Annotated in this window: 10 protein-coding genes; 2 read left to right on the top strand and 8 right to left on the bottom strand. The window is 60.2% G+C overall.

What is annotated here, in order from left to right; translation table 11 throughout:
- Positions 1 to 138: 138 nt before the first annotated feature.
- The 5 genes from BLW70_RS02965 to betI form a co-directional block, all read right to left on the bottom strand.
- On the bottom strand, positions 139 to 1,488 hold the full coding sequence (locus BLW70_RS02965) for a TldD/PmbA family protein (RefSeq protein ID WP_074871542.1): 1,350 nt from the start codon (positions 1,486 to 1,488) through the stop codon (positions 139 to 141).
- Positions 1,488 to 2,930, bottom strand: coding sequence for a TldD/PmbA family protein (locus BLW70_RS02960; protein WP_074871540.1), 1,443 nt, complete (start codon positions 2,928 to 2,930; stop codon positions 1,488 to 1,490). The genes BLW70_RS02965 and BLW70_RS02960 overlap by 1 nt, the downstream gene beginning before the upstream one ends.
- 266 nt (positions 2,931 to 3,196) lie before the next feature.
- Entirely contained in the window at positions 3,197 to 4,900 is a 1,704-nt protein-coding gene (betA, locus tag BLW70_RS02955) for a choline dehydrogenase (RefSeq protein WP_074871538.1), read from the bottom strand.
- A 170-nt stretch (positions 4,901 to 5,070) separates the two neighbouring features.
- Complete coding sequence (gene betB, locus BLW70_RS02950; protein ID WP_074871536.1) at positions 5,071 to 6,543, bottom strand: betaine-aldehyde dehydrogenase; 1,473 nt, start codon at positions 6,541 to 6,543, stop codon at positions 5,071 to 5,073.
- Positions 6,544 to 6,650: 107 nt separating this feature from the next.
- Entirely contained in the window at positions 6,651 to 7,244 is a 594-nt protein-coding gene (gene betI, locus BLW70_RS02945) for a transcriptional regulator BetI (protein ID WP_033060362.1), read from the bottom strand.
- Positions 7,245 to 7,623: 379 nt separating this feature from the next.
- Between betI and BLW70_RS02940 the strand changes: the two genes are divergently transcribed.
- Entirely contained in the window at positions 7,624 to 9,573 is a 1,950-nt protein-coding gene (locus BLW70_RS02940; protein WP_229768770.1) for a BCCT family transporter, read from the top strand.
- Positions 9,574 to 9,760: 187 nt separating this feature from the next.
- Here BLW70_RS02940 and choV read toward each other — a convergent pair whose 3' ends face one another.
- The 3 genes from choV to BLW70_RS02925 form a co-directional block, all read right to left on the bottom strand.
- Positions 9,761 to 10,939 (bottom strand): choline ABC transporter ATP-binding protein, encoded by a 1,179-nt coding sequence (gene choV / locus BLW70_RS02935; protein WP_074871534.1) that lies wholly within the window; start codon positions 10,937 to 10,939, stop codon positions 9,761 to 9,763.
- On the bottom strand, positions 10,936 to 11,781 hold the full coding sequence (gene choW, locus BLW70_RS02930; RefSeq protein ID WP_074871533.1) for a choline ABC transporter permease subunit: 846 nt from the start codon (positions 11,779 to 11,781) through the stop codon (positions 10,936 to 10,938). The genes choV and choW overlap by 4 nt, the downstream gene beginning before the upstream one ends.
- Positions 11,782 to 11,858: 77 nt before the next feature.
- The gene (locus BLW70_RS02925) at positions 11,859 to 12,809 is read right to left on the bottom strand and encodes a choline ABC transporter substrate-binding protein (RefSeq protein WP_074871531.1); all 951 of its coding nucleotides are present in this window, start codon (positions 12,807 to 12,809) and stop codon (positions 11,859 to 11,861) included.
- A 438-nt stretch (positions 12,810 to 13,247) separates the two neighbouring features.
- On the opposite strand from BLW70_RS02925, the gene BLW70_RS02920 reads away from it, so the two are divergent.
- Positions 13,248 to 14,624 carry an L-serine ammonia-lyase gene (locus BLW70_RS02920; RefSeq protein ID WP_074871530.1) on the top strand — a complete coding sequence of 459 codons (1,377 nt, stop codon included), beginning with the start codon at positions 13,248 to 13,250 and terminating at the stop codon, positions 14,622 to 14,624.
- Positions 14,625 to 14,681: the final 57 nt, after the last annotated feature.

Raw genomic sequence — 14,681 nt, 5'->3', positions numbered from 1 at the left:
TCATTTGATTTAAACGACGACGATGATCGTTCCCACGCTCCGCGTGGGAATGCAGCCCGGGACGCTCCGCGTCCCTGCCGAAGCGGACGCGGAGCGTCCATTGAGGCATTCCCACGCAGAGCGTGGGAACGATCAGGGTCAGAGGGTCAAGGTCAATTTGCTGATCAACGCCCCCGGCAACAACGCCGACGCCGTGGCCCGCTGGCTGTAGGTACTGGCCGACAACATCAGCTCGCGCTCCTCGGTCAATGCTTCCAGCTGCGATCCCAGCAAACTGTAGGCGCTGTCATCAAAACGCATGGTGCTCACCGGCGCCTGAATCTCGCCGTTCTCGACCCAGAAGGTCGCAAACCGTGTCATGCCGGTCAGGCGTGCCGCCGGCTGATCGGAGTAGTTCAGGTACCACAGGTTGCTGATGTACAAGCCCGTGCCCAATTGCTTGAGAATCTCTGCATCAGGCAACGTACCGGCGGCCATGTTCACTGCGCTTGGCATTTCACCGCCGCTGGCGCCGTTGGCGGTCAGGCCGTACTCGGCCGCACTGCGTGAACTGACCATCTGTGCGCCGGCCTTGCCGTTGATAATCAACCCCAGATCGCTGCGCGGATAACCTTCGCCGGAGAACGCCGGGCTCAACGAACCGCTGACCTTTTCATCCACCGACACCAACGGACTGAACGCACTGTCGCCCGCGTAAAGTTTTTGCAGCGGGCTGTTTTTGCTGGCAATCGACTGCGCCGAGAAACCGCCCCAGCCCAGCATGTCCATGATTTCCCCCAGGGCTGCCGGTGCCAGATAGGCGCGATACTGACCCGGCGCCAGGGTGTGTTGCGGTCTGCCGAGAAACGCCAACTGCTCGCGTGCCTGCGCAAAGCGCTTGGCAAAACCTTCGCTGTTCCAGTCGTGCCCGGCGTAACTGGCTTTCACCGCCTGGCCGTTGTCATGCACCAGGCTGAAATCAAAGTTGAAGCTGTTAGCCTGATGCCAGCCGAACGCGCCCGAAGAGCTGGCGAAACCACGGCTGATCGGGCCAGCGGCGTAGAAACCGACCAGGTCCAGCCCTTCGGCGGCCTGGGTGATTTCAGCAACCACTTGCTCGGTGTCCGGCAGCGGATGCTCCTGCACATTCTTGCTCTGCCAGCCGTTGTGGTTGAGCAGCAGGTACGGATCCTGCGGCAACAGTGGCAAGGTTTCGCGCAACTGTTGCAGGCCTTCGGCCAGGCGCTGCACATCGACTTCGGCATCACCCGACAGCGTGATGTTCAGGTCGGCGTGGCGCCCCTCGTTGATCAGTTTGAAACCGACGCTCGCCTGCTGCACCTGCCCGGCCTGACGGACCTTGGCGTGGTTGAAGCGCACGAAGGCCGAGGACTCGGCGGCATAGCTGAGGGTGAATTGTTCCGGCTCGTGAATCGCATCGCGCAGCCAATCGACCAAGGCCTTGAATGCATCGGCCTGGTTTTTTGGGACGCTTTTAAAGTCAGTCATCAGGCAGCTCCCCCAAACACATCAACGTTGCTGAACACGCAGGCCGGCGAGGCATGGCCGACGCGGATCACCTGGTTCGGCTCGCCTTTGCCGCAGTTCGGCGTGCCCAGGACCTTGACGGAGTTGGCATCGCCGACGGCGCTGAGGCTTTTCCAGAACTGCGCGGAAATCGCCCGGTAGTTCGGGTTCTTGACCACGCCTTTGAGTTCGCCGTTTTCGATCAGCTGGCCCCATTCACAGCCGAACTGGAACTTGTTGCGGGCATCGTCGATGGACCACGAGCGGTTGGTGCTCATCAAGATGCCGTGCTCGATGTTGCCGATCATCTGCTCCAGCGGTTGATCGCCGGCCTCGATGTTCAGGTTGGCCATGCGATCGATTGGCGGACGGTTCCAGCTGCAGGCGCGGCTGTTGGCCACGCCCTCCATGCCCGCGCGAAACTGCGACAGCGCGCCGCCCAATGGACGCAGCAGCAAGCCTTCTTTAATCAGGAATTGTTTGCTCGCGGCCGTGCCGTCGTCGTCATGCCCGTAGCTGGCGAGCTGCTCGGGGATGTCCGGGTCGAAGGTTACGTTGAGCAGTTTGGAGCCGTATTGCAGGCGGCCAAAGTCTTCGGCCTTGACGAAACTGGTGCCGGCGTAATTGCGCTCGTCACCGAGGATGCGGTCCAGTTCCAGCGGGTGACCGATGGACTCGTGGATCTGCAGCATCATCTGGTCCGGCATCAACAGCAGGTCACGCGGGCCTTTCGGGGTGTTTGGCGCCAACAGCAATTGCAGCGCCTGATCGGCGATTTTCGGACCGGCGCCGACCAGGCCACAGCGGCTGATCACATCAAAACCGCCCTGTTGACCGAAGTTCTCGCGGCCCAGGGTTCGGGTCTGGCTGTCGTTGCCGTCGTAGGCGGTGACTTCCAGGCTCGGGTAGACGAACCGCTGGGCCTGGCGCAGTTCGGCGCCGGCGTTGCTAAGGTAGATCTGCTCGACGTTGGTGATGCCGATGCTCACTTCCCAGTTCACCAATCGTTCGTCCTTGGGCACGGCGGCGGACTCGGCGCCGAGCAGTTGGTAGCAATCGCTCAGGGACGGGAAGGGCTGGTCGAGGTTCGGCGAAAAGTAGTCGGCGCGGTCGCTGGAGACCACTTGCGCGCTCAGGTCGAGCAGGGCGTGGGGCTTGAGTCGGCGGGCTTGTTGCTCAGCCTTCTCCAGTGCGGCTTGCAGGCCGGATTGCGACAGGTCGTTGGTCGCGGCGTAGGCTTCGACGCCGTTGACCCGAACGGTCAGCATCGCGCCTTCGTCACGGCTCAGGCTCGGAGGTTCGGCGACATTCTTGCGCACCGACAGGTACTGGCCGGACTCGCGCACATAACGCAGCGAAAAGAATTCAGCGCCCGTGCGCAAGGCAGCAAAACGCTGCTTGAGCTGGGGATGGAAATCGAACATTCGGGAACCTCCTTGGTATGGAGTGGCGGTGTATCGATGTCGCGAGGGGGGTGAAACGTTTGCGTGGCGCTAGATTAGGCCGGTGCGGGGGGTAGGATCAAGCGCGGAGCGGTGTAGGAAAGGATTACCGAGAGATGTGTGGTGTTTGTCAGGGCCCCATCGCGAGCAGGCTCGCTCCCACATGGGTTTTTGGTTTGATCGCACATTTGCAATCCAACCCGGAACCTGTGGGAGCGAGCCTGCTCGCGATTGGCCGTGACGCGGTTTTACTGAGCAGTCAGGCTCACATCCCGCAACGGCTTGCCACGCACCGGCGCATCGCCGGCCACGAAGTAGGCAGCCTTGCTACGTGGCAGCGGCTTGCGACCACGGATCTTGTCGGCGATTTTCTCGGCGATCATGATCGTCGGCGCGTTCAGGTTGCCGGTGGTGATGATCGGCATGATCGAGGCATCGACCACGCGCAGGGCTTGCATGCCATGCACACGACCTTCGCCATCGACCACGGCCATTTCGTCGGTGCCCATCTTGCACGAGCAGGACGGGTGGAACGCGGTTTCGGCGTGTTCGCGGATGAACTTGTCGAGCTGTTCATCGGTTTGCACGTCGATGCCCGGGCTGATTTCGCGGCCACGGAAAGCGTCCAGTGCAGGCTGTTGCATGATTTCACGGGTCAGGCGGATGCCGTCGCGGAATTCCTGCCAGTCCTGCTCGGTGGCCATGTAGTTGAACAGGATGCTCGGGTACTCGCGCGGGTCCTTCGACTTGGCCTGGACCCGACCGCGGCTTGGCGAACGCATGGAACCCATGTGCGCCTGGAAACCGTGCTCTTTCACACCGTTGCTGCCGTTGTAGTTAATCGCCACCGGCAGGAAGTGGTACTGGATGTTCGGCCAATCGAATTCCGGACGGGTACGGATGAAACCGCCGGCTTCGAACTGGTTGCTGGCGCCGATGCCGGTGCCGTTGAACAGCCACTCGGCACCGATGGCCGGCTGGTTGTACCAGAGCAGCGACGGGTACAGCGAGACCGGTTGGGTGCAGGCGTATTGCAGGTACAACTCGAGGTGATCCTGCAGGTTCTCACCCACGCCCGGCAGGTCGTGGACCACCGGGATGTCGAGTTTTTTCAGCAGTTCGGCCGGGCCGACGCCGGAGCGTTGCAGGATCTGCGGCGAAGCGATGGCGCCGGAGCACAGCAGCACTTCTTTGCGGGCGCGGGCTTCAACGCGCTCTTCAGCGGCGCCGATCAGGTAACGCACGCCGACCGCACGCTTGCCTTCGAACAGGATCTTGTCGGTCAGGGCGTGGGTGACGATGGTCAGGGTCGAGCGCTTCTTGGCGATGTCCAGGTAACCGCGAGCGGTGCTGGCGCGACGGCCGTTCGGCGTCACGGTGCGGTCCATCGGGCCGAAGCCTTCTTGCTGGTAGCCGTTCAGGTCTTCGGTACGCGGGTAACCGGCCTGCACGCCTGCTTCAACCATCGCATGGAACAGCGGGTTGTTGCCGGCTTTGGGCGTGGTCACGCTGACCGGACCGTCGCCACCGTGGTAGTCGTTCGGGCCGATGTCGCGGGTTTCGGCCTTGCGGAAATACGGCAGGCAGTTCAGGTAGTCCCAGTCTTCCAGGCCTGGCAGTTTGGCCCAGTTGTCGTAGTCCATCGCGTTGCCGCGGATGTAGCACATGCCGTTGATCAGCGAAGAACCACCCAGGCCCTTGCCGCGACCGCATTCCATCCGGCGACCGTCCATGTGTGGCTCTGGATCGGTTTCGTAGGCCCAGTTGTAGCGACGGCCTTGCAGCGGGAACGCCAGGGCGGCCGGCATTTGCGTGCGGAAATCCATGCGGTAGTCAGGGCCGCCTGCTTCGAGCAACAGGACGGTGACGCCTTCGTCTTCAGTCAGACGGGTCGCCAGGGTGTTACCGGCCGAGCCGGCACCGATGATGATGTAATCGAATTCTTGGGACATTGAATGCACCCTCTTTGAAAGTGGTCAGGTCGACGAGTGCTTCGCACTCGATCGCGGGCAAGCCACGCTCCCACAGGGATCGGGGGCACCGCAGATTTGGCGAACGGCGCCAAACCTGTGGGAGCTGGCTTGCCTGCGATAGCGATCTCGCAGGCGAAGCAAATACCGCCTTAGAAAACCGAGGCGTAATCGCCCAGTTCGACCTGTACCGATTTGATGCGTGTGAAGTTGTTCAGCGAGCTGATGCCGTTCTCACGGCCCACGCCCGACTGCTTGTAGCCGCCGACCGGCATCTTGGCGTCGGACTCGCCCCAGGCGTTGATCCAGCAGATACCGGCTTCCAGTTGATGAATCACGCGGTGAGCGCGGTTCAGGTCCTTGGTGACGACGCCGGCGGCCAGGCCGAACTCGGTGTCGTTGGCGCGACGGATCACTTCTTCTTCGGTTTCGTAGGTCAGGATGCTCATCACCGGGCCGAAGATTTCTTCGCGAACGATGGTCATCTCGTCGGTGCAGTCGGTGAACACGGTCGGAGCCACGAACGCGCCTTTGGCGAACTCGCCTTCGGTCAGACGGCTGCCGCCGCACAGGACGCGAGCGCCTTCTTCCTTACCTTTGGCGATGTAACCCAGCACGCTTTCCATGTGGGCGAAGCTGACCAGCGGGCCGAAGTTGGTGTTCTCGTCTTCCGGGTTGCCGACACGAATGCGCGCAACGCGCTCAACGATCTTGGCTTCGAACGCAGCTTTCAGGTGGCTCGGCACGAACACGCGAGTGCCGTTGGTGCAAACCTGACCGGAGCTGTAGAAGTTGGCCATCATGGCGGTGTCGGCGGCGCGATCGAGGTCGGCGTCGTCGAAAATGATCAGCGGGGATTTGCCGCCCAGTTCCATGGTCACGTCTTTGAGCGACGAGGCGGAAGCGCTGGCCATGACCTTCTTGCCGGTGTCGGTGCCGCCGGTGAAGGAGATCTTTTCGATGCGTGGGTGTTCGGTCAACCAGGTGCCGACTTCACGGCCGCTGCCGGTCAGTACGTTGAACACGCCAGCCGGAACGCCGGCTTCGGTGTAGATCTCGGCCAGTTTCAGCGTGGTCAGGGAAGTGACTTCGCTTGGCTTGAAAATCATCGCGTTACCGGCCGCCAGGGCAGGTGCGGATTTCCACAGGGCGATCTGGATCGGGTAGTTCCACGCGCCGATACCGGCCACGACGCCCAGCGGCTCGCGACGGGTGTAGACGAACGAAGTGGTGCGCAGCGGGATCTGCTCGCCTTCGATAGCCGGCACCAGGCCTGCGTAGTACTCCAGCACGTCAGCGCCGGTGACGATGTCGACGTACTTGGTTTCGGAGAACGCCTTGCCGGTGTCCAGGGTTTCCAGGGCGGCCAGTTCATCGTTGCGCTCACGCAGGATGTCGACGGCACGACGCAGGATGCGCGAACGCTCCATGGCGGTCATCGCAGCCCAGATTTTCTGGCCCTTTTCGGCGCTGACTACAGCGCGTTCAACGTCTGACTGGGTCGCACGCTGTACGGTTGCGAGGACTTCACCGTTAGCCGGGTTGATGGCTTCGAAAGTGGCGTCGCTGCTGGCGTCACTGTAGCCGCCATCGATGTAGAGTTTTTGCAGTTCGAAACGGGCCATAAAGTCCTCGCAAGTGCATAAGTGGTTGGCGTTGGTCACCGGGCGTGCCGTGTCGCATTGGCGGCGCTGGTCAGTGACGGTTCAGGTGCCGAGCGGTTCTGTGTGCTCTAACTCACCTGCTTGGCCAGTTGGAAATCCATGTATTCGTAAGCGATCTGGTGCGCCTGCCCGGTGTCGAAAGCATCTCCCGACAGCGCGCCGCGCAACCACAAACCGTCAATGAGGGCTGCCAGGCCGCGGGCTGCACTGCGCGCATCATCGAGCGGCAATACACGGCGGAACTGGCAGCACAGGTTGGAATACAGACGGTGATCGTTGATCCGCTGCAACCTGTGCAAAGACGGGTGGTGCATGCTGGTGGCCCAGAAGGCCAGCCAGGTTTTCATTGCCGGGCCATTGACCTGGCTGGCGTCGAAGTTGCCTTCGATAATCACCTGAAGGTGCGCCCGCGGGCTGCTGTCTTCCAGCGCCTGGCGACGCGCGGTGACGTTCTCGCTGAGGACACTCATCAGATACTGCGCGGTGGCCGCGATCAGGCCGTTCTTGTCCTGAAAATAGTGACTGATGATGCCATTCGAGACACCGGCCAAACGGGCGATCAGCGCAATGCTGGCGTCCCCCATGCCGACCTGATCGACCGCCTGTAGCGTGGCTTCGATCAACTGCTGGCGGCGGATGGGTTGCATACCGACCTTGGGCATCTTGCACATCTCCTTAGGCCTTCCGGCAGACGTGAAACGTCTATCGGTTTGAAGGCCAGTCTATTTTGTTTTGATTGAACGTTCAATCAACAAAGAATAAGATCTGCGACAATTCGTCGCTACCTACAGGTTTTTCCTACATGTAGTTGGCGGAAAAACGACATCTGAAAATGCTCGAAACCCACACGCTCAGGCGTTCAGGGGTTTCGGGCTTTTTTCGGGCTGTCTTTATATCACCCGCTGGTCGGCTGCCAACTAACCGAATGGTCGGGTAACGCGTTGCCTTGTGTTTTTCTCTCGCACTGCCTGGAGCATCTGTGCCATGAGTTCCGCCTCTCTAATAAAGACCCCACCCGAGAAGGTGACGGTCAACGGTTGGGTGTTCTACACCTCTACCGCGTTGATCCTGTTGTTGACCGCCATTCTGATCATCGCCCCGCAAGAGGCCGGCAGAATGCTCGGCATTGCCCAGGCCTGGTTGTCCCGCAGCTTCGGCTGGTACTACATGGTGGTGATCGCCGCTTACCTGGTCTTCGTGGTCGGCCTGGCGTTTTCGTCCTACGGCAAGCTCAAGCTGGGCAGCAAGGACGATACCCCGGATTTCAGCTACGGCGCCTGGGCGGGGATGCTGTTCTCGTCGGGTATCGGCATCTCGCTGCTGTACTTCGGCGCTTCCGAGCCGCTGGACCACTACTTCAATCCGCCGGAAGGCGTGGCCGGTAGCAACTTGGCTGCACGTCAGGCCGTTCAGCTGACGTTCCTGCACTGGGGCCTGCACGGCTGGGCGATCTATGCATTGGTCGGCCTGGCCGTTGCTTACTTTGCTTACCGTCATAACCAGCCGCTGGCATTGCGTTCGGCGCTGTATCCGCTGGTGGGCGAGCGTTGGGTCAAAGGCGCCGCCGGTCATGCGGTGGACGGCTTCGGCATGTTCGTGACCCTGCTGGGTCTGGTGACGAACCTGGGGATTGGTTCGCTGCAAGTGTCGTCGGGGCTTGAAAACCTGTTCGGCATGGAACACAGCAATACCAACCTGCTGATCGTGATCATCGTGATGAGCACCGTAGCGACCATCGCGGCGGTGTCTGGCGTGGAAAACGGCATTCGCCGTCTGTCCAACCTGAACATCGTGCTGTTCAGCGGCCTGCTGATTTTCGTGCTGTTGTTCGGCCCGACCCTGCACCTGCTCAACGGCTTCGTGCAAAACATCGGCGACTACCTGAACGGCGTGGTGCTGAAGACCTTCGACCTCTATGTGTACGAAGGCGACAGCGAGAAGTCTGACCGCTGGTTGGGCCTGTGGACTTTGTTCTACTGGGCCTGGTGGATTTCCTGGGCCCCATTCGTGGGTATGTTCATCGCGCGTATTTCCCGTGGGCGCACGGTGCGTGAACTGGTCGCCGGTGTGTTGCTGATTCCTCTGGGTTTCACCCTGGCATGGCTGTCGATCTTCGGTAACTCGGCCCTGGACCTGGTGATGAACCATGGGGCGGTGGAACTCGGCAAGACGGCGCTGGAACAGCCGTCGATGGCGATTTACCAACTGCTTGAGCATTACCCGGCGTCGAAGATTGTGATCGGCGTGTCGATCTTTGTCGGCTTCGTGCTGTTCCTGACCCCGGCGGATTCCGGCGCGGTGATGATGGCCAATCTTTCGTGCAAGGGCGGTAACGTCGACGAAGATGCGCCGCACTGGTTGCGGATCTTCTGGTCGGCGGTGATCACCCTGGTGACCATCGGCCTGCTGTTCGCCGGTAACTTCGAAGCCATGCAAACCATGGTGGTGCTGGCGGGGCTGCCGTTCTCGGTAGTGCTGGTGTTCTTCATGTTCGGCTTGCACAAGGCCATGCGCCAGGACGTGCAGATCGAACAGGAGCAAGCGGAACTGGCGGCGCGTGGTCGTCGTGGTTTCAGCGAGCGTCTGACCCAACTGGACTTGCAGCCAAATCAGTCGATCGTTCAGCGTTTCATGGACAAGCGCGTCAGCCCGGCGCTGGAAGACGCGGCTGTGCAATTGCGCGCCCAGGGCCTGGATGTGCAGACGTTGCTTGGCAAGGCCAAGCGCTGCATGGGCGTGCGGATCGAGATGGAAGAGGGCAACCCTTTTGTCTACGAAGTAAGCCTGGACGGCTATCTGGCGGCGGCGAGTGACACGGTGTCGGCTGAAAGTGCCGATGAACCGCGCGCACGTTACTACCGTGCCGAGGTGTACCTGCACAACGGCAGCCAGGATTACGATCTGATGGGCTTCACCCAGGATCAGATCACCCGCGACGTGCTCGACCAGTTTGAAAGCCATCGGCAGCTGCTTGGCCGGGTTTATAGCTGAGGTGTGATTCAAGATCGTTCCCACGCTCTGCGTGGGAATGCCTCCTGTGACGCTCCGCGTCACGCGGCTAGGGACGCAGAGCGTCCCGGGCTGCATTCCCACGCAGAGCGTGGGAACGATCAATACCCCAATATCCCGCAAACAAAAACGCCGCGATCTCTCGCGGCGTTTTTGTGTCTGCTGTTTCTTACCCCAGGTTCTTGCCGAGCAGTGCGTGATACAGCTCGCTGTCGCCAAGAATCCCGACAACCTTGTTGTTGTCGTGCAGCACCAGCTTGTTACCCGTCTGATAACGAATCTGCAGCGCGTCGCGCATGCCGATGTTCGAATCCACCAGTGTCGGCCGACGGCCCAGGCCTTCAACGGCTTGCCCAGGGATCCAGTTCTGCAGGTCCAGGCTCGCGCCGTTCTGGCGGGCGCCTTTGATGGTGTTGCCTTCGGCCAGGTCCAGCCAGGAATCGCCACCCGGATCGAGGCATACCGAACCGTTGATGCGCTTGCAGTTGTCCAGGGTGCGCATCAGGCTGCGACCGCACAGTACGTTCAGCGGATTGGTGTGGGCGACGAAGGTGCGCACGTAATCGTCCGCAGGGTTCAGCACGATTTCTTCCGGCTTGCTGTACTGAATGATCCGACCGTCTTTCATGATCGCGATACGGCTGCCGAGCTTCAGGGCTTCATCGAGGTCGTGACTCACGAACACGATGGTCTTGCTCAGCTTGCGTTGCAGTTCCAGCAGTTCGTCTTGCAGGCCTTGGCGGATCAGTGGGTCGAGTGCCGAGAACGGTTCGTCCATCAGCAGGATGTCGGCGTCCATCGCCAGGGCACGGGCCAGGCCCACGCGTTGTTGCATACCACCTGACAGCTCGTTGGGTTTCTTGTTGCGCCATTGGGTCAGGCCCACCAGCTCAAGTTTTTCATCGACCAGTTTTTTCCGCTCTTTCTCCGGACGACCCTGCATTTCCAGACCGAAGCTGATGTTCTCGCGAACGGTCAGCCAAGGCATCAGGGCGAACTTCTGGAACACCATCGCAATGCGCTTGGTGCGCATCATTTTCAGTTCTGCCGGGGTGCAGGACGCGATGTCGATCTGCTTGCCTTCGTGCTCGACGAACAACTTGCCGCGGCTGACGGTGTTGAGGCCGTTGATGCAACGCAGCAAGCTGGACTTGCCGGAGCCGGACAGGCCCATCAGTACGCAGATTTCACCTTTTTCGACATCCAGGCTGGCCTTTTCGACGCCTACGATCTGCCCGGTCTTTTTCAGGATCTCGTTACGGGTCATGCCTTGATCCAGCAGCTTGAGTGCCTCGCGTGGATCCTTGGAGAAGATTACGTCGACGTCTTCGAAGCGAATAATGCTCATGCGTCACCCCCTACTTTGGCTTCGGGTTGTTTGCAGATACGGTCGAGCATGATCGCCAGCAGTACGATCGCCAGGCCTGCTTCGAAGCCCAGAGCGATATCAGCAGTGTTCAGTGCGTTGACCACGGGTTTGCCCAGGCCATCGGCGCCCACCAGTGCCGCAATCACCACCATCGACAACGACAGCATGATGCACTGGGTGATACCGGCCGCGATGCTTGGCATGGCGTGGGGCAGTTCGATTCGCGAGAGCAGCTGACGTCGCGAGCAGCCAAAGGCCTTGCCAGCGTCCATCAATTCTTCCGGGACATCGCGAATACCCAGGTAAGTCAGGCGGATAGGTGCGGCAATCGCAAACACCACCGTAGAAATCAGACCCGGGACCACACCCAGACCGAAGAGGGTCAGGGTAGGAATGAGGTACACGAAGGTCGGCACGGTCTGCATCAGATCGAGCACCGGCCGCATCACTGTGTAGAACATCGGTTTGTGCGCAGCGACGATGCCCAACGGCACGCCGATCAATACGCACACCAGGGTGGCGAACAACACCTGGGCGAGGGTTTCCATGGTTTCCTGCCAGTACCCCAGATTGAGGATCAGCAGGAAGGAGGCGACGACAAAAACGGTCAGGCCCCATTTGCGTTGAATGAAGTGTGCCAGTAACGCGATAAGGCCGATCAATGCCAGCGGGTTGAACCAGGTCAGCGCGAAAGTCACGCCGTGGATCATCGTTTCCAGTGACACGGCGATTGCGTCGAAGGTGTTGGCGCCGTTTTGCGTCAACCATTCAACGAAGCCCGCAATGTACTGGCCTAAAGGTATTTTCTGATCAATCAGCATGGTAGTGAACGTCCGCATGCAAGGAAATAAACAGCCCGGGCGAGCGAACTCGCCCGGCGTAAGCGATGCTTCCTAATTCAAGGCTGCGCGAGCTTGGTTTTCACGGCCTCCAGGCCTGGTTTACCGTCAATGGTGGTTACGCCAGCGAGCCAGGTATCGAGCACCTGTGGATTCTTTTTCAGCCAGGCCTTGGCGGCCGCGTCAGGCTTCATTTTGTCGTCCAGGACGTTGCCCATCAGGGTGCTTTCCATGTTCAACGTGAACTGCAGGTTTTTCAGCAACTGACCCACGTTGCTGCATTCCTGCGTATAGCCCTTGCGGGTGTTGGTGTAGATGGTTGCCTGACCGAAGTTCGGGCCGAAAAAGTCGTCGCCGCCGGTCAGGTACTTCATCTTGAAACGCGTGTTCATCGGGTGTGGTTCCCAGCCCAGGAACACCACGGCGGTGTTGCGGCGCTGGGCGCGATCGACTTGCGAGAGCATGCCTGCCTCGCTGGATTCGACCACCTTGAAGCCGGCGTCTTTCAAGCCGAAGGCGTTCTTGTCGATCATGCTCTGGATCAGGCGGTTACCGTCGTTGCCTGGTTCGATACCGTAGATCTTGCCGTCGAGTTCTTTCTTGAACTTGGCGATGTCGGCGAAATCTTTCAGACCTTTGTTATACAACTCTTCGGGGACGGCGAGTGTGTATTTTGCGTTTTCCAGATTAGCGCGCACTGTCTCCACGGTACCGGCATCGCGGTAGGCCTTGATGTCGTTTTCCATGGTCGGCATCCAGTTACCCAGGAACACGTCCATGTTCTTGCCATCGGCCAGGGACTTGTAGGTCACCGGAACGGAAATCATCGTGGTTTTGGTCTTGTAGCCAAGGGCCTCGAGAACGACGCTGGTAGTGGCGGTGGTGACGGTAATGTCAGTCCAGCCGACATCTGAGAAGTTTACGGTGCTGCATTGGGCCGGTTCTGCGGCTTGAGCCAGAAACGGCAGACTCAGCATGGCGGCCAACAACAACGACGGGGAACCTTTCATAAAGGGCGACTCCTTGGTGTTTTTTTTGGCAGTGTTCCGACTGGACCACCGCACTTATAGGTTGCGGTTGGATGGCGTTTTGGAGACATCTCTACCACGGCGCCTTGCAATCGAGTCGATACGATCATGTACCAGTGAAAATCTGACGCCTACAGGGTGCGTCGTAACCAGTACAGGGATGGTCGCATCCAGTGTCGGTGACGTCGTTTACAGCTTTTTTCAGCCCACTTTGCCTCTCTGATCTGCAAAAAAACGGCGAAAACGTAGCGTCCGCGCCTCGCGGCGTTTGTGGGCATGAGTGCGTCGGTGTGAGACGTCGAACGACATGACAAAAGCCTGATGATGCGGCCATCTCGGCGGATTGCAGCTTGAGCGTAGCAGCTCCGTCACTGGGCGCTTTTGGCGTCTGGAGTTGGCACATCCAGGAGTTCGGCAGTAATGGCTATCAGTGTTTTCGACCTGTTCAAAATCGGCATCGGCCCTTCCAGTTCGCACACCGTGGGGCCAATGCGGGCCGCGGCGTTGTTCGTGCAAGGTTTGCGTGAGCAGGGGCTTTTGGAACAAGTACGGCGCGTCGAGGTTCAGCTTTATGGTTCGTTGTCGGCCACCGGCATCGGCCACGGCAGCGACAACGCGGTGATCATGGGCCTGATGGGCGAATGGCCGGACGCGATCGATCCGTCGCAAATCGGCATTCGCATCGAAACCCTGCGCGAAACCCAAACGCTGTTGCTCGACAGTCGTTTGCCGGTGCCGTTCATCTGGGCCCGCGACATGCGCCTGATCGACGAGAACCTGCCGTTCCACCCTAACGCCATGACGCTGATCGTCGAAGGGGATGACGGCGAACTGCATCGCGACACCTACTATTCCATCGGCGGCGGTTTTGTCGTCGATGAGGCACAGGCTTCCAGCGGCGTGGTCGATCTGGATCGCACCGTGTTGCCGTACGACTTCTCCAGTGCCGTCGAGCTGCTCAGTCTCTGCAAGCAGCACAACCTGCGCGTTGCAGAGTTGATGATGGCCAACGAGAAAGTCTGGCGCAGCGAGGAAGAAATTCGCGCTGGCCTGATGACACTCTGGCGCGCCATGCAAGATTGCGTCGAACAAGGCCTCAAGCACGAAGGCATCCTGCCCGGTGGCCTGAATGTGCGTCGTCGCGCGGCCAAGTTGCACCGCAGCCTGCAAGAGTTGAACAAGCCCAATGTGATCGGCTCGACCTTGAGCGCCATGGAGTGGGTGAATTTGTTCGCCTTGGCCGTCAACGAGGAAAACGCTGCCGGCGGGCGCATGGTCACGGCGCCGACCAATGGCGCGGCGGGGATCATTCCGGCGGTGCTGCACTACTTTATGAAGTTCAGCGAAGTGGTGACCGAGGCCAACGTAGTCGACTATTTCCTCAGTGCGGCGGCGGTCGGGATTCTGTGCAAGAAGAACGCTTCGATTTCCGGTGCCGAAGTCGGTTGCCAGGGCGAAGTCGGTTCGGCCTGCGCCATGGCGGCAGCCGGGCTGGCGGAGATTCTGGGGGCGACACCGGAGCAGCTGTGCAACGCGGCGGAAATCGGTCTGGAACACAACCTCGGCCTGACCTGCGATCCGGTGGGCGGGCTGGTGCAAGTGCCGTGCATCGAGCGCAATGCGATTGCCGCGGTGAAGGCCATCAACGCAGCGCAGATGGCGCTGCGTGGCGACGGTCAGCACTTTATCTCGCTGGATCGGGTGATCCGCACGATGCGTGATACCGGTGCCGACATGCATGACAAATACAAAGAGACATCGCGCGGTGGGTTGGCGGTTAGCGCGGTTGAGTGCTGAGACCCTTTAACTCTCTGGTGGAATGAGTATCTGTGGCGAGGGAGCTTGCTCCCGCTG

Origin of the sequence: Pseudomonas frederiksbergensis, from assembly GCF_900105495.1 — a bacterium.
GTDB lineage: Bacteria > Pseudomonadota > Gammaproteobacteria > Pseudomonadales > Pseudomonadaceae > Aquipseudomonas > Aquipseudomonas frederiksbergensis.
This window is presented reverse-complemented; position numbering and strand designations above follow the sequence as displayed.